This is a genomic window from Nocardioides daphniae, assembly GCF_004777465.1.
Classification (GTDB): Bacteria; Actinomycetota; Actinomycetes; order Propionibacteriales; family Nocardioidaceae; genus Nocardioides; species Nocardioides daphniae.
The window spans coordinates 32273-55207 of sequence record NZ_CP038462.1; the positions used below are offsets into that span (position 1 = coordinate 32273).

The 22935-nt window shown below is 69.0% G+C and carries 27 protein-coding genes and 1 pseudogene; 23 read left to right on the top strand and 5 right to left on the bottom strand.

The annotated features are described in order from the left end of the window. The 12 genes from E2C04_RS00170 (at position 1) to E2C04_RS00220 (ending at position 10257) form a co-directional block, all read left to right on the top strand. Positions 1 to 840 carry a MinD/ParA family ATP-binding protein gene (locus E2C04_RS00170; protein ID WP_135831049.1) on the top strand — a complete coding sequence of 280 codons (840 nt, stop codon included), beginning with the start codon at positions 1 to 3 and terminating at the stop codon, positions 838 to 840. Further along, positions 837 to 1868, top strand: coding sequence for a hypothetical protein (locus tag E2C04_RS18930; RefSeq protein WP_238694366.1), 1032 nt, complete (start codon positions 837 to 839; stop codon positions 1866 to 1868). Before E2C04_RS00170 ends, E2C04_RS18930 begins: the two co-directional genes overlap by 4 nt. Further along, positions 1769 to 2515: a CpaF/VirB11 family protein gene (locus tag E2C04_RS00175; RefSeq protein WP_238694367.1), complete on the top strand. Its 747-nt coding sequence runs from the start codon at positions 1769 to 1771 to the stop codon at positions 2513 to 2515. The genes E2C04_RS18930 and E2C04_RS00175 overlap by 100 nt, the downstream gene beginning before the upstream one ends. Beyond that, positions 2512 to 3453, top strand: a complete 942-nt coding sequence (locus E2C04_RS00180; RefSeq protein WP_135831051.1) for a type II secretion system F family protein — start codon at positions 2512 to 2514, stop codon at positions 3451 to 3453. Before E2C04_RS00175 ends, E2C04_RS00180 begins: the two co-directional genes overlap by 4 nt. After that, positions 3450 to 4640, top strand: a complete 1191-nt coding sequence (locus tag E2C04_RS00185) for a type II secretion system F family protein (protein ID WP_135831052.1) — start codon at positions 3450 to 3452, stop codon at positions 4638 to 4640. Before E2C04_RS00180 ends, E2C04_RS00185 begins: the two co-directional genes overlap by 4 nt. A 62-nt stretch (positions 4641 to 4702) precedes the next feature. Next, entirely contained in the window at positions 4703 to 5053 is a 351-nt protein-coding gene (locus tag E2C04_RS00190; RefSeq protein WP_238694368.1) for a TadE family protein, read from the top strand. Positions 5054 to 5057: 4 nt separating this feature from the next. Then, entirely contained in the window at positions 5058 to 5498 is a 441-nt protein-coding gene (locus E2C04_RS00195; protein ID WP_202977829.1) for a TadE/TadG family type IV pilus assembly protein, read from the top strand. Further along, positions 5495 to 6139: a TadE/TadG family type IV pilus assembly protein gene (locus E2C04_RS00200; protein ID WP_229721390.1), complete on the top strand. Its 645-nt coding sequence runs from the start codon at positions 5495 to 5497 to the stop codon at positions 6137 to 6139. Before E2C04_RS00195 ends, E2C04_RS00200 begins: the two co-directional genes overlap by 4 nt. Continuing rightward, positions 6136 to 7830 carry a LysM peptidoglycan-binding domain-containing protein gene (locus E2C04_RS00205; RefSeq protein WP_135831054.1) on the top strand — a complete coding sequence of 565 codons (1695 nt, stop codon included), beginning with the start codon at positions 6136 to 6138 and terminating at the stop codon, positions 7828 to 7830. Before E2C04_RS00200 ends, E2C04_RS00205 begins: the two co-directional genes overlap by 4 nt. A gap of 17 nt (positions 7831 to 7847) precedes the next feature. After that, positions 7848 to 9392 carry an AfsR/SARP family transcriptional regulator gene (locus E2C04_RS00210; protein WP_135831055.1) on the top strand — a complete coding sequence of 515 codons (1545 nt, stop codon included), beginning with the start codon at positions 7848 to 7850 and terminating at the stop codon, positions 9390 to 9392. 23 nt (positions 9393 to 9415) lie between these two features. Further along, positions 9416 to 9691, top strand: coding sequence for a hypothetical protein (locus E2C04_RS00215; RefSeq protein WP_135831056.1), 276 nt, complete (start codon positions 9416 to 9418; stop codon positions 9689 to 9691). Then, the gene (locus tag E2C04_RS00220; RefSeq protein WP_135831057.1) at positions 9688 to 10257 is read left to right on the top strand and encodes a hypothetical protein; all 570 of its coding nucleotides are present in this window, start codon (positions 9688 to 9690) and stop codon (positions 10255 to 10257) included. The genes E2C04_RS00215 and E2C04_RS00220 overlap by 4 nt, the downstream gene beginning before the upstream one ends. Positions 10258 to 10594: 337 nt before the next feature. Here E2C04_RS00220 and E2C04_RS20455 read toward each other — a convergent pair whose 3' ends face one another. Further along, positions 10595 to 10723, bottom strand: coding sequence for a hypothetical protein (locus tag E2C04_RS20455; protein ID WP_275106530.1), 129 nt, complete (start codon positions 10721 to 10723; stop codon positions 10595 to 10597). A 162-nt stretch (positions 10724 to 10885) separates the two neighbouring features. Between E2C04_RS20455 and E2C04_RS00225 the strand changes: the two genes are divergently transcribed. Then, positions 10886 to 11146: a hypothetical protein gene (locus tag E2C04_RS00225; protein WP_135831058.1), complete on the top strand. Its 261-nt coding sequence runs from the start codon at positions 10886 to 10888 to the stop codon at positions 11144 to 11146. A gap of 400 nt (positions 11147 to 11546) precedes the next feature. Here the strand turns inward: E2C04_RS00225 and E2C04_RS00230 are convergent, their stop codons facing one another. After that, positions 11547 to 12014 (bottom strand): methyltransferase family protein, encoded by a 468-nt coding sequence (locus E2C04_RS00230; protein ID WP_135831059.1) that lies wholly within the window; start codon positions 12012 to 12014, stop codon positions 11547 to 11549. An 81-nt stretch (positions 12015 to 12095) separates the two neighbouring features. On the opposite strand from E2C04_RS00230, the gene E2C04_RS00235 reads away from it, so the two are divergent. The 6 genes and pseudogenes from E2C04_RS00235 to E2C04_RS00255 all read left to right on the top strand — a co-directional run bounded on the left by E2C04_RS00235 (position 12096) and on the right by E2C04_RS00255 (position 16206). After that, complete coding sequence (locus E2C04_RS00235; protein WP_135831060.1) at positions 12096 to 12380, top strand: hypothetical protein; 285 nt, start codon at positions 12096 to 12098, stop codon at positions 12378 to 12380. Then, the gene (cmtR, locus tag E2C04_RS00240) at positions 12374 to 12769 is read left to right on the top strand and encodes a Cd(II)/Pb(II)-sensing metalloregulatory transcriptional regulator CmtR (RefSeq protein WP_135831061.1); all 396 of its coding nucleotides are present in this window, start codon (positions 12374 to 12376) and stop codon (positions 12767 to 12769) included. The genes E2C04_RS00235 and cmtR overlap by 7 nt, the downstream gene beginning before the upstream one ends. 29 nt (positions 12770 to 12798) lie before the next feature. Further along, positions 12799 to 14718, top strand: coding sequence for a heavy metal translocating P-type ATPase (locus E2C04_RS00245; protein WP_238694369.1), 1920 nt, complete (start codon positions 12799 to 12801; stop codon positions 14716 to 14718). A gap of 462 nt (positions 14719 to 15180) precedes the next feature. Further along, a pseudogene (locus E2C04_RS20460) lies at positions 15181 to 15303 on the top strand (thioredoxin); the annotation flags it as partial. Positions 15304 to 15413: 110 nt separating this feature from the next. Next, positions 15414 to 15596, top strand: coding sequence for a DsbA family protein (locus tag E2C04_RS20465; RefSeq protein ID WP_275106590.1), 183 nt, complete (start codon positions 15414 to 15416; stop codon positions 15594 to 15596). Between the two features lie 4 nt (positions 15597 to 15600). Continuing rightward, positions 15601 to 16206, top strand: a complete 606-nt coding sequence (locus E2C04_RS00255; RefSeq protein ID WP_229721388.1) for a vitamin K epoxide reductase family protein — start codon at positions 15601 to 15603, stop codon at positions 16204 to 16206. Between the two features lie 48 nt (positions 16207 to 16254). On the opposite strand, the gene E2C04_RS00260 is transcribed toward E2C04_RS00255, so the two are convergent. Continuing rightward, on the bottom strand, positions 16255 to 17106 hold the full coding sequence (locus E2C04_RS00260; RefSeq protein ID WP_135831063.1) for a cytochrome c biogenesis CcdA family protein: 852 nt from the start codon (positions 17104 to 17106) through the stop codon (positions 16255 to 16257). 110 nt (positions 17107 to 17216) lie between these two features. Between E2C04_RS00260 and E2C04_RS00265 the strand changes: the two genes are divergently transcribed. The 4 genes from E2C04_RS00265 (at position 17217) to E2C04_RS00280 (ending at position 19994) form a co-directional block, all read left to right on the top strand. Beyond that, positions 17217 to 17573 carry a BlaI/MecI/CopY family transcriptional regulator gene (locus E2C04_RS00265; RefSeq protein WP_135831064.1) on the top strand — a complete coding sequence of 119 codons (357 nt, stop codon included), beginning with the start codon at positions 17217 to 17219 and terminating at the stop codon, positions 17571 to 17573. Between the two features lie 59 nt (positions 17574 to 17632). Then, a complete protein-coding gene (locus E2C04_RS00270) occupies positions 17633 to 18019 on the top strand; it encodes an ArsR/SmtB family transcription factor (protein ID WP_135831065.1) in 387 nt (128 codons plus the stop codon). A 225-nt stretch (positions 18020 to 18244) separates the two neighbouring features. Then, entirely contained in the window at positions 18245 to 18991 is a 747-nt protein-coding gene (locus E2C04_RS00275) for a cation diffusion facilitator family transporter (RefSeq protein ID WP_338088795.1), read from the top strand. A gap of 43 nt (positions 18992 to 19034) precedes the next feature. Continuing rightward, a complete protein-coding gene (locus E2C04_RS00280) occupies positions 19035 to 19994 on the top strand; it encodes a M56 family metallopeptidase (RefSeq protein WP_135831066.1) in 960 nt (319 codons plus the stop codon). A gap of 233 nt (positions 19995 to 20227) precedes the next feature. Here the strand turns inward: E2C04_RS00280 and E2C04_RS00285 are convergent, their stop codons facing one another. Both E2C04_RS00285 and E2C04_RS00290 read right to left on the bottom strand, forming a co-directional pair. Further along, a complete protein-coding gene (locus tag E2C04_RS00285; protein WP_135831067.1) occupies positions 20228 to 22276 on the bottom strand; it encodes a bifunctional copper resistance protein CopD/cytochrome c oxidase assembly protein in 2049 nt (682 codons plus the stop codon). Next, positions 22273 to 22917, bottom strand: a complete 645-nt coding sequence (locus tag E2C04_RS00290) for a copper resistance CopC family protein (RefSeq protein ID WP_135831068.1) — start codon at positions 22915 to 22917, stop codon at positions 22273 to 22275. Before E2C04_RS00290 ends, E2C04_RS00285 begins: the two co-directional genes overlap by 4 nt. Between the last annotated feature and the right edge of the window lie 18 nt (positions 22918 to 22935).

The window sequence follows — 22935 nt, forward strand, 5'->3', positions numbered from 1 at the left end:
ATGGCGCTGATCGTCCTGGCCTCCGCGAGCGGCTCGCCCGGCGTCTCCACCACCGCGCTCGGGCTTACCCTCAACTGGCACAGCCCCGTCCTCCTGATCGACGCCGACCCGACCGGATCGTCCGCGGTGTTCGCCGGCTACTTCCACGGAACCCAGGAGCCAACCGGCGGGCTGATCAACCTCGCCCTGTCCCTGCGCGAGGGGACGCTGGCCGACACCCTGCCGCGCGAGACGCTGCTGCTGGACCCTGAGGCGCCGGCCGAGCGGTCGGCGTGGTTCCTGCCCGGCATCCGGGCCCACGAGCAGGCCCCCAGCCTGCTGCCCCTGTGGGATCCGCTCATCGAGCAGCTGCGGGCGCTGGAGCGCAACGGCCAAGACGTCATCGTCGACGCCGGCCGGCTCGGCCTCGCCGGATGGCCCCAGCCGCTCATCGCCGCCGCCGACCTCACCCTGCTCGTCACCCGCAACTGTCTGCCGGCACTCGCCGGCGCGACCAGCTGGGCCAAGACCCTGCGGGCCCAGTTCGCCGCGGTCGGTGGCCTCTCCCGCCTCGGAGTCCTCCTCGTCGACGAGGACCGCCGCTGGCCCACGGTGCCCACCGGAGCCCGAGTCCGGCCCTACACCGCACGCCACATCGCCAAGGCCCTGCAGATCCCCGTGGTCTCCTCGGTCGACTGGGAGCCCGAAGCCGCGGAGGTCTACTCCCACGGCGCCCGCAAGCCCCGCAAGTTCGAGTCCTCCGGCCTGCTGCGCGGCTACCGGGCCAGCGCCGCGGCCATCCAGTCCATCCTCGCCGCCAACCAGGCCGCCCTCGCCCCCACGAACGGAGGCCGAGCATGAGCATCAACGGCACCAACGGACACCAGCCCAGGACCAACGGCCGCGACCCGCTGCGCGCCGATGAGTGGCTCGAGGCACGTCACGCCGCGACCAGCGACCGCACCTCACCGTTCGCCCGCGGCCGCAGCACCCAGCCGCCTCCGCCGACGCCGCCCGCGGAGGACCACGACCCGACCTCGCTGCCGATCTTCGCCTCCGCCTGGACCAGCGAGGAGCAGCTGCCGGGGCGGGCTCGCTCCGAGTTCAGCCTGCGCCCTCTCGTCGCGCCCGCACCGGAGGAGCCCCACGACCTCCGGGCCGCGGCCGGCGACGTCGAACTGGACTGGGAGCTGATCGCGCAGTACCGCGCCGAGATCTCCTCGCGCCTGACCGCCCGGCTCGACAAGGAAGGCGGCCGCGTCACCGAGGAGGACCGCGAGCAGATGGGCCTCGACGTGATCGAGGAGCTCATCAAGTCCGAGGCCGAGACGCTCGTCTCCACCGGCCGCCCGGCGTGGACCAAGGACCAGGAGAAGGCACTCAAGACCGCCCTCAAGGCCGCGCTGTTCGGCCTGGGCCGGCTGCAACCGCTGGTCGAGCGCACGGACGTGGAGAACATCATCGTCATCGCCCGCGGCCCGGTGGTCTCGGTGTGGCTCGAGCTGGTCGACGGCACCCTGGTCGAGAACGACCCGATCGCCGACTCCGAGGATGAGCTGCGCGAGTTCCTCGCCGACCTCGGCTCTCGGCAGAACCGGCCCTTCACCGAGGCCCGTCCGCACCTGGACCTGCGGCTGCCCGGGGGAGCGCGGCTCGCGGCCGGCTCTTGGGTGATGGCTCACACCTCGGTCGTGATCCGCGCCACGGCATGCGCGAGGTGTCGATGGACGAGATGGTCTACGACCGCAAGGCCTGCGGCGCGGTCCTGGCCGACTTCCTCGCCGCCTGCGTGCGAGCCGGTAAGAGCATCGTCGTCTCCGGTGTCCAGGGCTCCGGCAAGACCACCTGGGTCCGCGCCCTGTGCTCGTGCATCCCGCCGTGGGAGATGATCGGCACCTTCGAGACCGAGTTCGAGCTGCACCTGCACGAGCTGGTCGACCGGCACAAGATCGTCCACGCCTGGGAGCACCGGCCCGGCTCCGGTGAGGTCGGCCTCGACGGCCGCCAGGCCGGTGAGTTCAGCCTCGAGGAGGCCATCCACCACTCCTTCCGGTTCAACCTCGCCCGCCAGATCGTCGGCGAGGTCCGCGGCCCGGAGGTCTGGAACATGCTCAAGGCCATGGAGTCCGGCCCGGGCTCCATCAGCACCACCCACGCCCGCAGCGCCGAGCACACCATCGAGAAGCTCGTCTCCTGCGCGATGGAGAAGGGACCGCAGGTCACCCGCGAGCTGGCGATCAGCAAGCTGGCCGCCGCGATCGACATCGTGATGTACCTGCGCTCGGAGGTCGTCCCCAACGACGACGGCACCTTCCGCAAGCAGCGGCGGGTCGAGGAGGTCCTGGTCGTCCAGCCCAGCATCGACGCCGCCCGTGGGTACGCGACCACCCCGATCTTCGCGCCCAACAAGCTCGGCCACGCAGTGGCCACCGGGAAGCTCGACAACTTCCTCGCCCAGGAGCTGGTCCGCCACGGGTTCGACCTCGAGGCGTACACGGCCGAGTCCCAGGCCAACCCGGGGGTGGCCACGTCATGAGCACCACATCGTCGGCGTTCCTGCCCGCCGTCTTCGGCGCCTGCATCGTCATCGGCCTGATCGGCATGGTCTATGCGCTGATCCCGGCGCCGCCCAAGCCGGCCCGGGCCGCCCGGACAGTCACCCCGTTCGGTCGGCTGGGCAGCAGGTTCGGCCGGCTCGACCGACGTACTCGGCTGCTGATGATCGGCGGCGCCGTGACCGGTCTCCTGGTGGCGCTGGTGACCGGCTGGGTGATCGCGATCGTGCTCGTCCCGGCCGCGATCATCGGTATCCCGCTGCTGCTGACGCCGCCGCCGGCAGCCGCGAGCATCGAGAAGCTCGAGGCGCTCGAGGAGTGGACCCGGTCCCTGTCGGGCAAGCTGACCGCCGGCCAGTCGCTGCGCTCGGCGCTCATCAAGTCCCTGCAGTCGACGCCGGAGCCGATCGAGCGCGAGGTCGGGCTGATGGTCTCGCGGCTGTGGAACAACACCTCGTCCACCGAGGACGTGCTGCGCGCCTTCGCCGAGGATCTCAGCGACTCCACCGGCGACGTCGTGGCCAGCCAGCTGATCCTCGCCGCCAGCGGCCGCGGTCAGGCCGGTCTGTCGAAGGCCCTCGACGCCCTCGCCGAGACCGTCGCGGCCGACGTGCGCGCACGTCGCCAGATCGCCGCCGACCAGGCCAAGCCCCGCACCACCGCACGCACCGTCACCGTGATCACCCTCGGTGTGCTTGGCATCCTCGCCTTCACCGGCGACTACATCGAGCCGTACGGCACCCCGCTGGGTCAGGTCGTGCTCGCGGTTCTGCTGGCGGCCTACGTGGCGACGCTGCTGTGGATGCGCCGGATGGCCGTCGCCAAGCCGCTCCCGCGATTCCTCGACCTCGACGCCCGCACCGCGCACCGCGCCGCCCAGCGCACAGCATCGGGCACGAAGGAAGGAGCGCTCGCATGACCGGCCTGCAGGTTGCGCTCGCCAGCGGCACGCTCCTCGGGCTGGCCCTCGCCCTGCTCGTGTGGCGTCTCGCTCCGTCGGACCCTGACCTGGTCGACGCGCTGGACCGTCTCTCGCCCGACCACGTCGTGCCGCGCCGCTCCGCCGGCCTCGACGACGCCGGCGGCGACGCCGGATCGGCCGTCGACCGGATCGGCCTGTGGGCGATGAAGAACCTGCCCGGGGGAGCCTGGGCGCACACGCCGCGCAAGGACCTGGCCATCCTGCAGATCAGCGAGGCCCGGTTCTACGGCGAGAAGGTCGTCTGGGCGATGCTAGGCCTGATCATGCCGCCGCTGCTGGCCGGGTTCTTCACGATGATCGGTCTCCCGCTGCCGTTCGCGATCCCCACGCTCGGCTCGCTGGCCCTGGCCGCCCTGTTCTGGTTCATGCCCAACTACAACGCCACCGACGAGGCCAAGAAGGCGCGCATCGAGTTCAACCGCGCCCTCGGCGCCTACATCGACATGGTCGCCACCGGCGTCCGCGACGGCTCCAGCGGCCAGCAGGCGCTGCGCTCGGCCGCCGAGGTCGGCGACACCTGGGTGTTCAAGCGGATCGAGAGCGAGCTGCGCCGCGCCCGCTACATGACGCGCGCACCGTGGGACTCCCTGCACGGCCTGGCGGACGAGCTCGGCGTCCCTGAGCTCGACGACCTCGCCGACATCATGCAGCAGTCCGGCCAGGACGGAGCGCAGATCTACAACAACCTCCGCGCCCGGGCCGCTGCCCTCCGCTCGGCGATGCTCAGCGCCGAGCTCGGCAAGGCCAACGCGGCCTCCGAGCGCATGTACATCCCTGCCAGCCTGCTAGGCATCGTCTTCATGGCGATCCTCGTCACCCCTCGATGCTCCGATTCGCCACCTGACGCCCCTAACACCGACCCCACCCACGGCAGGGTCGCCCAAGACCGCCAACCGAACAACCAAGGAAGGAACAACCCGATGTTGAAGCTCTTCATCGCCCTCCAACTCGCGGTGCTCACCGTGCGCGCTTCTCTCGAGGACCGCGTCACCAGGCACCGCGACGAGCGCGGCTCCGTCACGATTCAGGAGGTGCTCTGGGCAGTGGCGGCCATCGCCATCGTCGGCATCGTCGTCGCCGCCATCAGGGCCTTCGTGACCAGCGAGTCCGGCAAGATCAAGTAGGCCGGAGCCAGTTCGTCATGTCCGCCACCTCTCAGCGCCGTCGCCGGGACGAGCGCGGGTCAGTGACCATCCAGATGGTCTTCTTGATCCCCGCGCTCTTCCTGCTGATGTTCCTCGGCCTCCAGGGCGCGCTGTACTACCACGCGAAGCAGGTAGCGCTCGCGGCCGCGCAGGAGGGCGCCCGCGAGGCGGGCAGCGAGACCGGCACCCGAGAGTCCGGTCTGGCAACGGCGAACACCTTCCTCAACCACGCCGGCGGCTCCGACGTGATGACGTCGACCAGTGTCTCGGGGTCACGGACCACGACCACCGCCACGATCACGGTCACGGGCAAGTCCCTGAGCGTGATTCCGGGGTGGCACGTCACCGTCTCCCAGAGCGCCAGCGTGCCGGTCGAGAGGCTCACCGAATGACCAGGTGGACCAGGTGGCGGCGCCGGCGCCGGACGAGCGCGGATCGGTGGCGATCGAGGCCGCGATCGGCGTCCCGGCCTTCGGCCTGTTCATCGCGATGGTCATCCTCGGCGGCCGCGTGGAGATCGCCAAGCAGTCGGTGGAGGCAGCCGCCTACGAAGCAGCTCGAGCCGCCTCGATCGAGCGGACCCAGAGCGAGGCGATCAGCTCCGGCAAGTCCGCGGCCACCAGCAGCCTGCACGACCAGGGCCTGCAGTGCGCGACCACCAACGTCACGGTCAACGCCGCGGCATTCAACGCGCCACTGGGCACCACCGCGCAAGTGACCGCCACGGTGACCTGCAAGGTCGACGTGTCAGACCTGGCCATCCCCGGTGTGCCGGGGACCAGGACGATCACCGCGACCGCCAGCAGTCCCGTCGACGCCTACCGGGAGCGCCGATGACGCGCCGTGTCGACCATCCCCAGGAAGGCGATGCCGTGCCTACTGACGACATCAGGGCGGCTCTGCGGCAGCTCGGCATCGGCCCAACGGACGAGATGATCAACGTCCTGGAGGAACGGCCTCAGGGAACCGTGCTTCCCGACGGCTACGTGCCAGGGCTCACGGCGGTACGCGTGGACACCTCGTCACTTGCCGACCCGTCCGCGGGGGATGGTCGCTTGAGGACCTCGCGCGATGAGCGCGGCTCCATCAGCGTGTGGTTCGCCACCGCGTCCTTCGCGATGATCATTCTCGTCGGGATGGCAGTCGACCTCGGCGGCAAGGTCCACACCCAGCAACAGGCCCGCAGCGCCGCCGCTCAGGCAGCGCGCACCGGCGCCCAGGAGGTCCAGGGCTCGACCGCGGTGCGTGGCGAGGACCTCCGCGTCGACATCAACGCCGCCAAGGCGGCTGCGATGGACTACCTCCACGCCGCCGGCGTGGAAGGGAACGCGCGCGTCGTCGACGGCGACACCCTGATCGTCACCACCACCGACACCTACACCAGCAAGTTCCTCGGGATCATCGGCCTGGACACCATGCAGGTCACCGGGGAGGCGTCCGCGCGGCTCATCCGCGCCGAAGGAGGCATCGAAAGATGACCACGCCCACCCACCCCACTCTGGGCCAGCGGCTCACCGGCCTCGCGGCCTCGGTCGCCGTGCTCGGCATCCTCGTCGGGCTCCCTGCCCTGTTCCTCGCCATCGGGGCCAGCCCGGTTCCCGACCAGGCCCCGACCCTGGACAGCATCAAGAACGCGCTCCTGGCGCCCGACGACGGCACGCTCGTGCTCGGCCTGTTCAAGGTGATCGGCTGGGCCGCGTGGGCCTTCATGGCGCTCAGCCTCGTCGTCGAGGCCATCGCGCGGCTTCGCAACATCCAGGCCCCCCAGCTGCCGGGCCTCCGGCTGCCGCAGGCCGGCGCCCGCAACCTGATCGGGCTCGCGGCCCTGCTGTTCATCGCCGCACCCATCACTGCCCAGGCAGCCACCGCCGCTCCAGCCAACGCTGCCGCCCCGGCCGCGGTGGGTCACGTCCACGCCGCCGCCGTCGACCAGGCCCCCGTGCAGCAGGACGTCAAGGTCGAGGTGAAGCAGGAGCGCCAGGCGCCCAAGACCGTCGATCACGCCGTGAAGCCGGGGGAGAGCCTCTGGTCGATCGCCGAGGACCACTTCGGCGACGGAGCCAGGTACAAGGAGATCGCCGAGCTCAACCGCGACCTGCTCGGCGCGCAGCCGAGCTTCCTCGAGCCCGGCTGGGTGCTCAAGCTGCCCGCGCCTCAGGTCAAGGACGCCCCCGCACACCAGTACGGCGTCCAGTCGGGAGACACCCTCAGCGAGATCGCGCAGGAGCAGCTCGGTGACGCCGATCGGTGGCCGGAGATCTACCAGGCCTCCACCGGCCTCGCCCAGCCCGGCGGAGTGCAGCTGACCGACCCCGACGTCATCGACGTCGGCTGGACCCTCAACATCCCCGGTGCCGACAACCAGCAGCAGCCGCGTGAGGTCGGGTCCGAAGACCCCGCCAGCCCCGAGGGCCAGCAGCCCGTCGACCCGCCGGCCGAGGAGAAGCCGCCGGTCGTCCAGGAGCCCGACGTGCCGGAGGTCCCCGAGACTGCGGCACCTGAGACTGAGGCACCCGAGGTCGCGCCGCCCCAGGCCGAGGAGCTGGCAGCCGCCGAGGTCGACCAGGTCGACGACAGCGAGGACTCGGTCCTCGAGGCACCCTGGGTCCTCGCCGGTCTCACCGGCGGGGGCGTGCTGCTGTCCGGGGCCCTGCTGATGGCACTGCGCTCACGCCGTCGCGCCGCGTTCCGCAACCGGCCGCCCGGCCGCGCGATCGCCGCCCCGTCGCCGGAGCTCGCGCCGGTGGAGATGACCCTGAACGCCACCGGCGCCGCCGCGGTCGCCACCGTGGAGTTCGCCGACGAGGCGCTGCGTCGCCTCGCGGCCGCCGTCGGCGCCCAGGGCACCACGATGCCGCCGCTCGCGGCGGTGGAGCTCGGGCACGGCAAGCTGACCCTGCACCTCAGCGCGCCGGCCACCGTCCCCGTGCCCTGGGTGGGCAGCCCCGACCAGACCCACTGGCACGTCACCACGGACACCGACGTCGACCAGCTCGGTCCCGACACCGGCAACGTCGAGCCGCCCTACCCGCTGCTGGCCACCATCGGGATGAGCGACACCGGCGAGACGTGGCTGCTGAACTGCGAGGAGCTGTCCACCCTCACCATCAGCGGAGACCCCACCTACGGCCGCGACTTCGCCCGCCACCTCCCGCCCAGCTGGCCGTGAACCCCTGGTCGCGGCGGGTGCAGGTCGACTGCATCGGCGTGGCCGAGGAGACCGTCGCCATGGACGAGCGGATCAGCTTCTACCCGACCGCAGCAGCCGGGTCGCCGGCAACCGCGGAGATCCTCGCGGCCGCGGTCACCACCGTCGACCGGGCCAAGCGCCACGACACCGACGTGTCCACGGCCCGCACCGGCAGCGTCGACGACGACACCTGGCCCGCCCGGATGCTCCTGGTCGACGCCGCCGCCGGAGACCCCGAGGACCTCGAGCAGCTGCTGCAGCTGGTCACCGACCACGTCGGACAGTCGGCAACCTCCATCGTCGTCGCAGGCGAACGCCCCAACACCCCGGGCGCGGTGCTGCACATGACCAACACTGGCCGCGTCGTCCTCGAGCACGCCAGCCTCAACCTCATCGCCGTCGGCCTCACCAGCGACGAAGCCCGCGGCTGCGCCCTGGTCTACGCACAGAGCGAGGTCGCCGAGGACGTCCCCGTGCCGGTCGACGAGACCGCCATCGACGGCTGGGAGGCCTACACCGACCAGTCTGGGGCACTGCGCCGCGAGTACACCCTGCCCCGCAACACCCCCGCCGACGCCGTCGACGAGCCCCTGTCGTCCCTCCTCGAGCGCGACGACGAGGACTACATCCGGCAGAGCGCGATCGTCCAGGAGGACCTCGAGACGCTCGCACCGAAGGTCCCCGAGCACGTCCGCGCGGAGGTCGAGCAGAGCGACCCGACCCTCGACCAGGACATCACCGACTGGTTCTCCACCGACTGCGCCCGTCCCCGGCTCAGCCTGCTCGGCCCGGTCACCGCTCGTACCCACGGCAAGGCCCTGGCCAAGCGCAAGCCCTATTTCACCGAGCTCCTCGCCTACCTCGCCCTGCACCGCAAGCACGGCGCCACCCGCGAGGAGATCGGCGAGGCCTTCGGCATCACCCCCGGCAAGGTGCGCGACTACACCAACACCGTCCGCGAGTGGCTGGGCACCAACCCCAGCACCGCCGATGCCCACCTGCCTCACGCCGACAAGGCGCCCGCGACCAAGCTCCGCGGCGTCAACGTCTACCAGGTCGACGACGGCCTCCTGGTCGACCTCCACCTCTTCCTCCGACTGCGCAAGCGCGGGCAGGCCCGTGGCGGCGCCGAAGGCGTGACTGACCTGTGCACGGCCCTCGAGCTCGTCGGCGAAGCCAAGCCGTTCAGCCAGCTCCGTGAAGAGGGATGGTCCTGGCTCGTCAACGAGCCCGACCGCGTCGACCTCATGGCGTCCGGCTGGATCGCTGACGTCGCCCTCATCGTCGTCACAGAGGCCCTCGCCGCCGGAGACCTGGTCAAGGCCCGCTCCGCCGCCTACGTAGCCAACCGGGCCGACCCCGACGGCGAGAGCACCCGCCTGTGCCTGGCACACGTCATGAAGGCCGAGGGCGACCAGCTCGAGGCCGACCGGATCCTCCGCGAGGAGATCTGCAACCGGTCCGACGACGGCGACGCCCCGTTGGAACTGTCGGAGCGTACGAAGACCATCATCAGTACCCACGGCTGGCTCGCGAGCTGACTCGGGAAGGGAGCACCCAGCACATGACCACGTTCGACCAGGAGATCACGCGGCACTACGTCTCGGCCGGGATCGACGGGCCCGACCTCGACGCCCGACGGGTCGCCCGCGCCACCTTTGTACGCGACACCGTCCGCGCGCTTTACAACGCGGACAAGAAGTTCGGCATCGACCCAGCCGACAACGGCTCGCTGGCCGAGCTCGTCGACGCCGCCGAAGAACACCTCAAGCACATCGCAACCGACGTCAGCCAGCGATCGGTCATGGCCCCGCCCAACCCCAGAGGAGACACCGCATGAGGAAGCACCACTCCGTACTCGGGGGAGTGGCCCTCACCCTGGCCCTGACCCTCACGGGCTGCTCGGACGACGGCAGCGACGATCCCGACGCCACCGCCACGCCCACCGCGACGCCGAGCGAGACGCCCACCAGTGCCTCACCTACGCCGGAGACACCGGAGGAGAAGGCCGCAGCCCAGCTGGAGGCCTACCTCGACGTGCGCGATGACGCGTTCCGCGCCGCCACGATCGAGTTCAAGCGACTCAACAAGGTGGCAACGGGCCGGGAGTTCCTCAACGTTCAGCAGAACGTGTCCGGGATCGAGCGCTCTGGCAGCAAAGTAACCGGAGAGTACGTGCACACCCTTGGTGAGCCCCGCCAGCGCACCGCCGATCTGATCTTGATCATCGACTGTGAGGACCGCGCCGGTGTGAAGCGGACGAAGGATGGCAACCCGGTCCCAGAGCAGAAGGACCCGGAGGGCAACCCGTTGCGGAATCCGGTTCCGATTGAGTACGAGTTGGTGATAGAGAAGGGCCGGTGGCTCGTCGACAGCTCCGATGTGTTGTGGGACGAGCCGTGCTAGCACGGGCGCTGGCCACGATCCTCGCGACGGCCGCATTGGTGATGGTGGGCTCGTCCTCGCCTGCCGCAGCGGCCGGTGGGGAGAACTGCTGGTATGAAACCGACCCGAACACTGGGGAAGTAAAACTCGTCTGTGAGGACGAGACCACCGACCCCGGCACCGACCCCACAGGCGACGGCTCGTCAACGTGCACATACGCAGGCAACGAGATCCCGTGCACCGGTCCGGAGGGCTCGGTCTGGAGCAGCAAGTACAAATGCTGGGTCGGGGCGCGAGGACCGGACGACATGGTGCCGCCTCCGGGTCAGACCGCGGAAGATGGCTGGTGGCACGTCTGCTACTTCCCGCCGCCGGGGTCGTCGTGGGAGTACATGTGGATCGAGACCGGCGAAGTCGGGATCGACCCGGTGGTGCTCGCCCAGCGGGCGATCGCCTCGATGGATCTCGATCCGATCAGCATCGGCATCGTCCGGAGTCCGGGGCCAACCGCGCCGGCCTGGTCGGTCTTCCGGTATGGATGTGGGTAGACAGACCGACCGATGACACCTTCGGCCCGATCACCGCTTCCGCTAGTGAGGGGTCGGTTTCGGTCAGCGCGACCGCCAGCGTCTCGAGCATTGTGTGGGATATGGGCGACGGCAACAGGGTGACGTGCACTGGCAAGGGCACCCCCTACGCCGATCACTTCGGCAAGCAGGCCTCGTCCACGTGCGGGCATCGCTACGCGAAGATGTCGAGCGACCAGCCCGACGGTGCGTACCAGGTCACCGCGACCAGTCACTGGGTGGTTGAGTGGACCGGTGGCGGGCAGTCTGGGACCATCGAGTTCGACCTGACCACTGATCCTCTGCCGATCCGCATCGGTGAAGCTCAGGTGCTAACCCAGTGACGCGGGTGCGTTTCGGCGTCACCGTGTAGTCGGATCACCTCGTCACGAGGCCGGTCCCGTCCTATGGGCAGGGCGTGACCTGTTCTAGCCGAACGAGCGCCGGACAGCGCTTCGCGTGAGTCAAGCACTCGCGACGTCCTCCGGATAGGGGCTGGGCGTTGAGAAGCCCCAAGCGTCTCGGGTCACCTGGGGCTTGTCGGGAGTAGAGCACGGCTCGGTCCTTCCCGCATGCGAATCAGGAAAGGCGTGCCTCGGCGACGGGAGACCGAGGTACGAAGAGGACAGGTGCTCGGAGAGCACCTGAGCCGTTGCCCGCCGGAACTAACCGACCAGAGTGGTCCCGGACCTCGGAGGGGGCTCATGGCCTCCTGGGCGGCTCGGCATCGCGTCCGCAGGCGTCTCAATCGGCGTTGTCGCAACGATGGGATATGCCGATCCATCGGGGGACTTTGGTGCGGTACTGGCGGTAGTCGTCGCCGAATCGCTGTTGGAGCGCACTCTCCTCGACGGGGATCTGGCGGTAGTTGATCCAGGTGATGAAAGCGACGAGGGGAAGGAGGGCCCGAAGGGTTGGTCGGCGGACGGCGTTGGCAAGGAGAAGCCCGGCCATCCCGAGATACATCGGGTTGCGGGTGTGGGCGTTGATGCCGGTGGTGACGAGGCTGGTCGGGTCAGCCTGGTCGCGGGGGTCGACGGTGGTCTGGTGCCGGCGAAACTCGAGGACGGGTGCTGCCAGCGCAGCCGAGGCGCCTGCCCCGAGGACCGTGGCAAGCAACCGTGAGGTCCGGGTCGTCGGCGTGCCCTCGGCCAGGAGCCGCTGTAGGCCAGCGGCAGTTAGCATCAGGGCGAGCGGTGGTGGGTTCTTCATCGGTGTCCAGCCTCAGCTCGGACAAGCTAGGCCGCACCGTCGAGGTAGACGCCCTCTGCTGTTGCGTGTGGCTTGAGGGCTGTGGCGATCGCCTCCGAGCCGCGGGCTGTCTGCTCGGAGTCGTCCACCGAAGCCCGCGTTCATCTGCTCATAGCGGTCGGTCTCCTCGACCCAGAAGCGCCCAACCTCGCCGTCCCATACCTCGCGCATGAGCGCGTTGCCGCCGAGGACATGATGGTCGTGGTCATGGTCGAGGTCCTCGTCGTGGTGTGGAGCATGCCCGCCGGCCGCGGGCTCGGATGCGCGTTCTTCGTCCACCGTGTCCTCCTATTGGTCAGCTGTCAATGTATAGTCATCGCATGCTGACTATAGCGCCACGTGTGGATGCGATGAATCGTCTGGGTCGGGCGATGGCCGATCCGACCCGCTCCAGGATCTTGCTGTCTCTGCTGCATTCTCCGGGCTATCCGGCCCAACTGGCGCGAGAGCTGGGGCTGTCGCGCACGAACGTGTCGAACCACCTCTCCTGCCTGCGGGGTTGCGGGATCGTCGTGGCGAACCCGGAGGGCAGGCAGACCCGCTACGACATCGCCGATCCGCACCTGACCCGTGCGCTAGGCGCGTTGGTGGATGTGGTGCTCGCTGTCGACGACGGTGCCCCGTGCACCGACGAGGATTGCGACGTGCCGTTGTGCTGCGGCCCCGGGTCCGCGTCCTCTCCTGCGCACGTGTCTGACCAGGAGGTAGAGGCGTGAGCCAGGAATGCTGCGGCCCAAACGAGTCAGTGGTCGAGGTTCCCGTTCGTGTGCGTGTCCCTGTACCGCTGCCTCTGGACGATGCCTGCTGCGGACCATCCATTGCCGGCGCCCGCGGTCACGGACATGGCGCCGGGACCGAGCACGAAGAGCATGACGAGTTGGTCCCGTGGTGGCGTGACCGCGGGCTGGCCCTGCCCGTCGCCTCGGGTCTGCTGTGGGTCACTGGTCTGCTCTTGGAGTGGGCGGACCAGGAGACCGCGGCGCTGATCGCGCACGCGCTGGGCCTGGCAGCCGGCGCCTGGACGTTTGCTCCGAACGCGCTGCGCCGCCTGTTCGTTGGGCGTGGTCGTGCCCGACTGGGTGTGGGGCTGTTGATGACGATTGCCGCGACAGGGGCGGTGCTGCTGGGTCATGTGGGCGAGGCCGCGGCGTTGGCGTTCTTGTTCTCGATCGCCGAGACGCTCGAGGACCGGGCGATGGATCGTGCCCAACGGGGCCTGCGGGCACTGCTGTCGTTGATCCCCGAGACCGCTCGGGTGTCGCGCCTGAGCGGTGAGGAAGTGATCCCGGCAGCGGACGTGCGCGAGCTCGACATCCTCGTCGTGGGCGCGGGGGAGCGGGTCGCCACCGACGGCGTGGTCGTCACCGGCCGCTCCTGGCTGGACACCTCGGCGATCACCGGGGAGTCGATCCCGGTCGAGGTCGGTCCCGGCGCCGCGGTGTTGGCCGGATCAGTCAACGGGTCGGGCACCCTGCGGTTCGAGGCCACCTCCAACGGGCGGGACAACTCGCTGACCAAGATCGTGCATCTGGTCGAGCAGGCCCACGCCACCAAGGGCGAACGAGCCCGGCTGGCCGACCGGATCGCCCGCCCGCTGGTGCCCCTGGTCCTGATCGCCGCCGCGCTGACTGCCGGATTCGGGTTCCTGATCGGGGACCCGGGCACCTGGGTCGAGCGCGCCCTGGTCGTCCTGGTCGCTGCCTCGCCCTGTGCGCTGGCGATCGCGGTCCCGGTCACGGTGATCTCCGCGATCGGCTCGGCCAGCAAGCTCGGCGTGGTGATCAAGTCCGGAGCCGCCTTCGAGCAGTTGGGCACCATCCGCACCGTCGCCTTCGACAAGACCGGCACCCTGACCCGCAACCAACCGCAGGTCGTCGCGGTGGAGCCGGCTGCCGGCCAAACGCACGACAGCGTGCTCGCCTTGGCAGCGGCGCTCGAGGCGACCAGCACCCACCCGCTGGCGGAGGCCATCACCGCAGCCGCGACGAGTGGGCCAGAGGCATCCGAGGTTCAGGAGCTGCCCGGCCACGGCCTGACCGGCATCGTCGACGGCCGTCAAGTGCGGGTGGGGAGCCCGCGCTGGGTCGACCCGAAGGACCTGGGGGAGCGGGCAACGGCGATGGCGGGTGAGGGCATGAGCATCATCGTGGTCGATGTCGATGGCCAGATCGCGGGCGTGATCGGCATCCGTGACGAGCTGCGGCTCGAAGCAGCCGAGGCCATCGCCACTCTGCACGGCCAGGGCATCGACACGCTCATGCTCACCGGCGACAACGCGCAGACCGCCCAAGCGATCGCGACTCGGGCCGGAATCAAGTCGGTGCGCGCTGAGCAGCTGCCAGCCGACAAGGCCGACCACATCCGCAGCTCAGCGGAGCAGTGGCCCACCGCGATGATCGGTGACGGCATCAACGACGCCCCCGCCCTGGCCTGCCACGGTCGGGATCGCGATGGGCGTTACTGGCTCGGCCGCGGCGGTGGAGTCCGCGGATGTCGCCTTCACTGGCACCGACCTGCGGCTGATCCCCGACGCCTTGGCTCATGCTCGCCGCGGGCGGAAGATCATGACCGGCAACATCGCTCTGGCGCTGGCCATCATCGTGGTCCTGTTCCCGCTCGCGCTCTTTGGCGTGCTCGGACTCGCGGCGGTCGTGCTGGTCCATGAGGTCGCCGAGGTCGTCGTGATCGGCAACGGCCTCCGCGCGGCAAAGACCACCGCCATGCCTCCGACGTCGAGGACAAGTGCTGCCTCGGAGGCAGTCGAAGTGGTGCCCGCCTAGTTCCCCGCGGGCTCGAGAAGCGCCAGACCTGCCGTCGCGGCGGTCCGCGTTCCCACCACCTATCTACGATGATGCCTAGTAGATTTGAGGAAGAGGAAGTCCCGCGTGAAGCCACAGTTCAAGGTCTCTTTGCTCGTCGCCGGCGCGTTCGCCGTCGTGCTGGGCGTCCTGCTCGTCCTCAGCGGCCGTGAGGGGGGCGAGGCAGGTGCCGATGCACCGGGTGGGGCGAGCGACAGTCGCTTGGTCCGTGACGACAGTCGGATCGTCGGAGAGAGGGGCAGCAGCGACGTCGTGTGGTGGAGTTCTTGGACTTCGAGTGCGAGGCGTGTGGGGCAGCGTTCCCGATCGTGGAGGATCTGCGTGAGAAGTACGGCGACCAGGTGACCTTCGTCGCGCGTTACTTCCCGCTCCCGGGCCACTTCAATGCCGAGCGGGCCGCACGGGCGGTCGAGTCCGCTGCCCGGCAGGGGAAGTTCGTGGAGATGTACGTGAAGATGTACGAGACCCAGGCCTCTTGGGAGAGCAGAGGGTTCCGCTCGACGACTTGTTCCGTCAGTTCGCCGACGAGCTCGGGCTCGACATGGTCCAGTACGACGCCGACTACTCTTCCGACGAGGTCGCGCAGCGGGTTCAAAAGGATGTCGACGATGGCACGGCGCTGGGGGTGCAGGGAACGCCGACGTTCTTCCTCGACGGCGAGCGCCTTGAACCCACCTCCGTCCAGGACTTCGAGGACGCGATCATCGAGGCCCTGGCGGAGTGACCAGGTGACCACGCCGATCCGATCGGGATCGGATCGGGCGCTGGCGGGGCTGCTGGTGGTCGGCGGGCTGATCGGCTTCGTGGCCTCGTTCGTGCTGGTCCTGGAGAAGCTGGCGCTCCTCGCGGACGCTGCGTACACGCCGACGTGCAGCCTCAATCCGGTGCTGAACTGCGGTTCGATCATGAAGACCGACCAGGCCGAGCTGTTCGGCTTCCCCAACCCGCTGATCGGCGTCGCGGCCTTCCCGGTCCTGACGGGTGCCGGGGTTGCGCTCGTGGCTGGCCTGCGCCCGCCTCGCTGGTACTGGTGGGGGCTCCAGTCCGGCGTCACCCTCGGCGCGGCCTTCGTCGGATGGCTCATCTTCCAAAGCCTGTATCGCATCGGTGCGTTGTGCCCCTACTGCATGATCGTGTGGGCCGTCGTGATCCCGGTGTTCTGGTACGTCACGCTGCGCAACGCCGAACGCGGCCTCTTCGGTTCCGCGGTTGCGACATCGCGCGTGGTCGGAGTCCTGCGCGAGTGGCATCTGCTGGGCCTCACCCTCCTCGTGCTGGTGGTCGTGACGCTCATCGCCGAGCAGTTCTGGTACTACTGGCAGACGCTGGTCTGACTGCCGCGAGGGCAGAGTCGCAGCAGCCGGGTGCATAGCGGGAGCTGCTCAGATGGGCGTCTGCCAGTTGGCGACGACCCCTTGAAGGCGGGTCATCAGGTCCAGCCAGATGCCACTGACCTGAAGAGCTCCGAGGGTGACCATGGCCAGTCCTCCGAGCATCATGATGGTCGGGGCGTGGCGGCGTGCCCATTGGAGGCGGCCCATCACCTTGGTGACGGAGAACGCCGCGACGATGAAGGGGATGCCGAGGCCGATGCTGTAGGCGAACGACAGCAGCGCGCCCCGTTCGGCGCCAGCAGAGGTCGTCGCAAGGGTGAGGACCGCGGCGAGAGTCGGGCCGATACAAGGGGTCCAGCCGAGGCCGAACATGACTCCCAGCATCGGTGCACCAGCAAGACCTAGGCGAGGCTTGTGAGTCGGGCGGAAAGACCGGCTGGCGAAGGGGATGCGCCACAGCAGGCCGCTGAACACGAGGCCGAAGATGATCGTGGCGACACCGAGAATGCGCACCAGGGTCTCCTGATGGGTGATCAGGAGGCTTCCCAGCGCGCCGAACAGCAGTCCGTAGCTGGTGAACACCGCGGCGAACCCCAGGACGAAGAGAACCGCACCCAGCACCACGCGACGGTCGCCCCGGGAGCCCGACTTGATCGAACGGGTCTTGGTGACGACGGCGTCTGCGCCGGCCGTACCGTCCTGGTCGGCGACATCGAGCTGCCGGGAGGCCTGCTGTGAGGCGTGTGTGTGCTCGGCGCCGGACAGGCCGGCGACATAGGAGAGGTAGCCGGGCACGAGGGGGAGACAGCAAGGGGAGAGGAATGAGACCAGGCCGGCGCCGACGGCCAAGACGGTGGCCAGCACGAACGGGCCGTCCATGACAATGTCGGTGATGTTCATGAGGGTCGGAAGCTCGTTCGGTCGAGGTGGCCGCGCTTGCAGCGCCAGAACTACTATCGACCATAGGATACAAGGGTGATGATGCTGTCTCGTCGAGAGGAGCAAGGCTGATGAAAGGTCTCGGGGACCTCGAGGCACAGGTCATGGATGTCCTGTGGAGCACCGATGTGCCGATCTCCGTGCGTCAGGTGCTCGACCGCCTGCCGAAGGAGAGGCACCGCGCCTACACCACGGTGATGACGGTGCTGGACAACCTGCACCGCAAGGACTTCGTGGCTCGCGAGCGAGTCGGTCGAGCCTGGCACTACAGGCCGGCGCAATCTCGAGAAGCGCACGTGGCCGGCCTGCTTGACGACGCGTTGGGCACGGGCAACGACAGGACAGCGGCCCTCCTCCACTTCTTCGAGCAACTACCTCCCGATGAGTCAGCGGCACTACGAGCAATGCTCGACCGCTCGCCCGAGTGACCGGGCCTCTGCGACCGCCACCTTGACTCGCTGTGACCGTATATCGCTATCATCGCCGCATGACGATGGAAACACCCGGCGCCGAGTTGCTCGCCCCCGCGGTCGCGGGAATCGACGAGGCAGGGGCCGCGCTTGCAGCTGCCTGTCTGTACCGGGCCATGGGCGACCCCTCCCGCGTCGCGATTCTCAGGCATCTGTTGCTGGGCGAGCACAACGTTGCCGAGCTCACTTCCCACCTCGGACTCGCACAATCCACCGTCTCCAAGCACCTCGCCTGCTTGCGCGACTGTGGGCTGGTCCAGTCACGTCCCGTCAGGCGCTCCTCGGTGTTCACGCTGACCCATCCGGCGGCGGTGGTGAAGGTGTTCGCCGCCACCGAGGAGCTCCTCGCTGCCACTGGCGACGCTGTCGTGCTCTGTACCCGCACAGGAACTGAGGCGTCGTGATGAGCGACGCGATGACTTGCCGCCCGGCGAGCGCGGATCTGGATGTGCTGCTCGGAGAGGTGGAGCTCTGATGGGCGCCGGTCACGGACACGGGCACGGCAGCGCGTCTGGGCGACACCGGTGGCGGCTAGCAGTCGCGTTCGGACTCGTCGCCTCGTTCTTCGGCGTCGAGCTCGTCGTCGGTTGTGGTCGGGGTCGTTGGCATTGCTCTCCGATGCAGGACACATGGCGGCCGACGTTGTAGCTCTGGGCGCGGCACTGGCAGCGACACGGATCGCGACCATGAAGGATCGCACCGGCCGCAAGACGTTCGGTTCCTACCGTGCCGAGGTGTTCGCTTCCGGGCTGACCGTCCTGCTCATGCTCGGCGCGGGCGCCTACGTCGCGATCGAGGGCATCGGCCGGATCGGTGAGCCGGTCGAACTCCAGACCGGTGCCGTCATGCTCGTCGGTGCGATCGGCCTGCTCATCAACGTCATCGCGCTGATGCTGCTGCGAGGTGGCGCCGGCGAGAGCCTCAACGTGAAGGGCGCCTACCTGGAAGTCGTCGCCGACACGCTCGGATCAGTCGGGGTCATCGCGGCCGGAGTGATGGTCGCGCTCACCAATGATGGTTGGTGGGACACCGCCATCGCGATGGCGATCGCCCTCTTCGTGGTGGTACGAGCCGTCATGCTGGGCCGCGAGGTCCTGACCGTCCTGGGACAGCACGCCCCTGCCGGCATGGACCCGGCCGAGGTCGAATCGGTGCTCACCGCCGTCAACGGCGTCGCCGAGGTCCACGACCTCCACTTGTGGACGCTGACCTCGGGGATGAACGTGGCCACTGCCCACCTCGTCGCGGCACCGGGTGCGAGCCCGGACGTGGTCCTGGGAGACGCACGGGCAGCGCTACGGCAGTCCTACGGCGTCGAACACGCCACCTTGCAGGTGGAGTCCGACGCCACTGCCTGTAGCGAGTTGTCATGGTGACACGTTGTGTTCCAGCAAGCGGCTGGTCTGGGGAGTGGCTGGGATGATCGCCGCGATCTGCCTCGTGGCCTTCGCCGGCCTGCTGATCCTCGTTGCTGGCCGGACCCTGCCCGGCGCTTCGTGGACCCGACGCTCCCCCCGCCTGGGTGTGGTCGCTTGGCAGACCGCAACCCTTGCGGTGCCGGTCTCGGTGCTGCTCGCCGGCGTGGCGCTCGCCTTGCCGTACTTCTCCACCGCCAGTGGTGACCTGGCCGGTTTGCTGGGCGCCTGCGAGTTCATGCTGCGACAGCACTACGAGACGCCGGGCGGTGCTCTGGTGCACCTCTTCGGCATCGCTGGCGCAGCGGCGCTCGCAATCCGGATCAGTCATGTACTGGTAACTCAATTGGTCTCCATCCGCCGTGACCGCCAACGCCAACGCCAACGCATCGCGCTGGTGGGCCGAGAGGGCTGCGCTGCGGATGTCCGCGTCGTCGAGGACCACCGTCCAGCTGTCTTCTGCATTCCTGGCCGTCGTCCCGACATCGTGATGACCACGGCTGCCGTCGCCTTGCTCTCTGACCGTCAGCGCGAGGTCGCCCTGGCGCACGAGCGCGCCCACCTCGCTGGCCGGCACGACCTCGCTCTGATCATGGCGACTGTGTTGCGCAGAGCGATGCCGCGGATCCAGTTCTTCGTGCTCGCCGAGACCGAGATCGCCACCTTGGTCGAGATGCACGCAGACGATCGCGCCACGATCAGGGGCGATCGTCGAGAGCTCGCGGCCGCGCTCGTTGCCCTCGCCCAAGGCCAACGCCCCGCAGGGTCTCTGGCCGTCAACGGGGCATGTGCTGTTCAGCGCGTGAGCCGCCTACTCGGCACGCGACGAGCCCTGCCGATCACTCAGCGATGCTCCATCAGCCTCATCGCCGCAGGGGTCGTCCTGGCTCCGCTGGTGATCGCCGTCGCCCCTGCGATCGAGACCGCCCTCCTGGACTACTGCGGGTTGGGGTTCCACGCATGACCGAAACGTCAGATGACCAGTTTCTCGGCCGCCGCCTCGCTCCGTGATGGCGACTGCTTTCAAGCCGGCGTCAGGGCGGATCAGACCAGTGGTCCCCTCAGTGGGTACTGCTGGTAGCGCCAACCAACCGGCTGGGTAGCAGCCGAGGATCCCCGGACTTCAGTCAGGGTCGGATGTCAACCGACTGCCGACGATCAGCGGTGGCGTCCAACGCAGAATGCCCCGTCACCGTGTCACCTGTCGTGCCCCTCGTTCGTTGACGACCGGCCGAGCCCTTGGAGGAACTCGTTGTATCGGGCCAACTCTTGTCCGTTGTCGCGATCCGCCTGCCTGTCCAGACGCTTTGCCTCGCGGTGGTCGTCACGGACCCAAGCCCATACGACGGCGACGGCGAGGATCACCAAGGGGTACTCGCCGAGCACCCATCCGAGTGAGGCGCCCACGTACTGATCGTCGGCCGGGCTCGGCCCCCAGGGCCGGTCTAGAGCGGTGAACCAGTCGCCGGCCAGCAGTTCGGTGGCGCCCATCAAGGCAACGGCGAACAGCGCGTGGAAGCCGAACACGACCATGATCAACAGGACCCGCAGCGGGTAGATCGGCCGCCGGGGTCCGGGATCGACACCGCAGACCACGTTCGCGAACAGGTAGCCGGTGAGGAGGAAGTGAGCCGTCATGAGGAGGTGCATGGTGTGGCCGCGCAGCGATTGTTCGAAGAGCGAGGAGTAGTAGAAGGCGATCATGCCGACGACGAACAGGATCCCGGCAACGATGGGATGCCCGAGGATCCGCAACGGCCAGGAATGCACAATCAGCAGGAGCCACTCCCGAGGACCGCGTGAGCCGTCAACGCGTCGCACAACCGCGCGCAGCGCGAGTGTGACGGGCGCGCCCAGCACGAAGAAAGTCGGTACGGCGGTAGCGACCGTCATGTGCTGGATCATGTGCATGCTGAACAGGACGTCGCCGTAGGCGCCAGGTGGTCCGCTTGTGGCCCAGAGCAGCCCGAGACACCCGACGAGCCACGCAATCATGCGCCCCCGTGACCAGCGGTCGCCACGTCTGCTCAGACGCCGTACGCCCGCGACGTAGACGAGCGCGGCGGCGACGGCAATCGGCGCCCAGAACGAGTCGATGCGCCACTCGGTGAACCACTGGGCGAACCCGAGTTCGGGGGGCATCGAATGCCCCAACAACGCCTCGGTCGGCGTCGGCTCATCCGCAGCCTCGATGCCCGGGGGAGGGGTCCTACTCAGAGCTGTGCCTGCTCCAGCTGCCAGCGCCATGAACGCGACCTCGAGCGCCGCCAACCGGGTGAACAGCGTCCGGGCTGAGCTCTGGTCGGCCTCCTCGGCGAGCCTCCCGACCACGCGTGTGCGCTGCCACCAGCCCAAGGCGCCGAGAAGGCCGAAGGCGGCGACCTTGACGCCCAGCAGCAGCCCGTAGCTACTGGCCAGGTCGCTGACGCGAGGAACGCGCAGCAAGGCAGCGAGGACCCCGGAGATCGCGACTGCGACGAAGCACCATCCGGCCAGACGGGAGTAGCGGGCGACGAGGACGGGCAGGTCGGTGTCCGGGTGTCGTCGGATCCAGAGGGCGGCCACGAGGCAGCCGATCCAGAGGCCGATGCCCACCAGGTGCAGGAACTGGATGTTGACGGCCAGGTCGTGGTTCGCGTCGGCGGCTGCGTGCCCGGTCAGAGCGACCGCCCACAGGGCGGCAAGAGTCAGCACCGCCGCGAGGGCGAGTCCGGTGACGGTGCGCGCCGCGAGCGCGATGAAGGTCGCGACACCGGCCAGCACGATGTTCCAGCCGAGGTAGCTGCCTTGCTCGATCTCGGTTGCGAAGAAGCGGAGCTGCTCGGTGGTTGCGGTCTGCGGCTCCTGGCCCGAGATGTCGGCGTAGGAGAGGACGAACTCCATGACCGCCGACCACAGCCACACCGAGCCGGAGATGACCGCCATGGCGGCGAGCCGGAGTTGGACCTTGCTCACCAGACCGCTCTTGCGCGTCGCGACCATGCAGGTTGCCACGACGAGCGCACCGAGCGTCAGGAAGGTTGCCGAGTCGCGCACGGCCCGGGTTGCGGGAAGGCCCCAGCGGGTGAGTGCCCCCGGGTCGGGCAGACCTGGGGCGGGTGCGCCTGCGATCCCGCCGGTCAGGGCGAGCAGGGCGACGGCCGACACGGCGGTTGCCAGGACGACGATCAGGAGGAAGAGGCTGCCCCCACGCCGTGGCGAGGCAGCTCCCGGTGAGCTGGTCTCGGAGTCGGGCTGGGTGGTCACTCCGCGTCGCTTCGTCGCTTCAGGAACACGAGCGCGGCGACGGTGACCACGAGCGCGATCGAACCGAGGACGAGGGTGGAGGTCCAGGAGGAGTCGCTGGAGGAGGTCCGTGGGTTCTCAGCGCTGGACGACCCAGAGCCGGTGCTTGAGGGCGGCCCCGCCTCGGTCGTGACCGGCGGCAGCGAGCTGTCCGTCGAGCTGTCCGTCGCGGTGTCGGTGGGGCTCTCGGTCGGCTGGGTCTTCGCAGGACGGACGACGAAGTCGATGCTGCCTTCGATGGGGTGCCCGTCAGCGGACGTTACCCGGTAGGAGAGCTGCCACCGGCCAGACTGGTCCTCTTTGGCTGTCTCGTCGGTGACCGTCGCGGTGACCGTCGTCCCCTGCACGCTCACCTCGAGTGGTGAGGATGCGCCGCCCTTGCGCGGGCCGAGTGCGACGGCAGCAAACTCGGGGGCGATCTGCTGGTTGAAGTTCAGCTCAACCTGGTCCGGAACCTCGGGCACCACTTGTCCCTGGGCCGGGTTGGAGGACTTGAGCTCGCTGTGGGCAGATGCGGATGGTGCCATCAAGGCGGCGACGGTGGCGACGGCGGCGACGGTCAGTCCGAGGAGGGCGAGGATCTGGCGGGCAGGACGGGACATGTGCTTCTCCTGATGAAG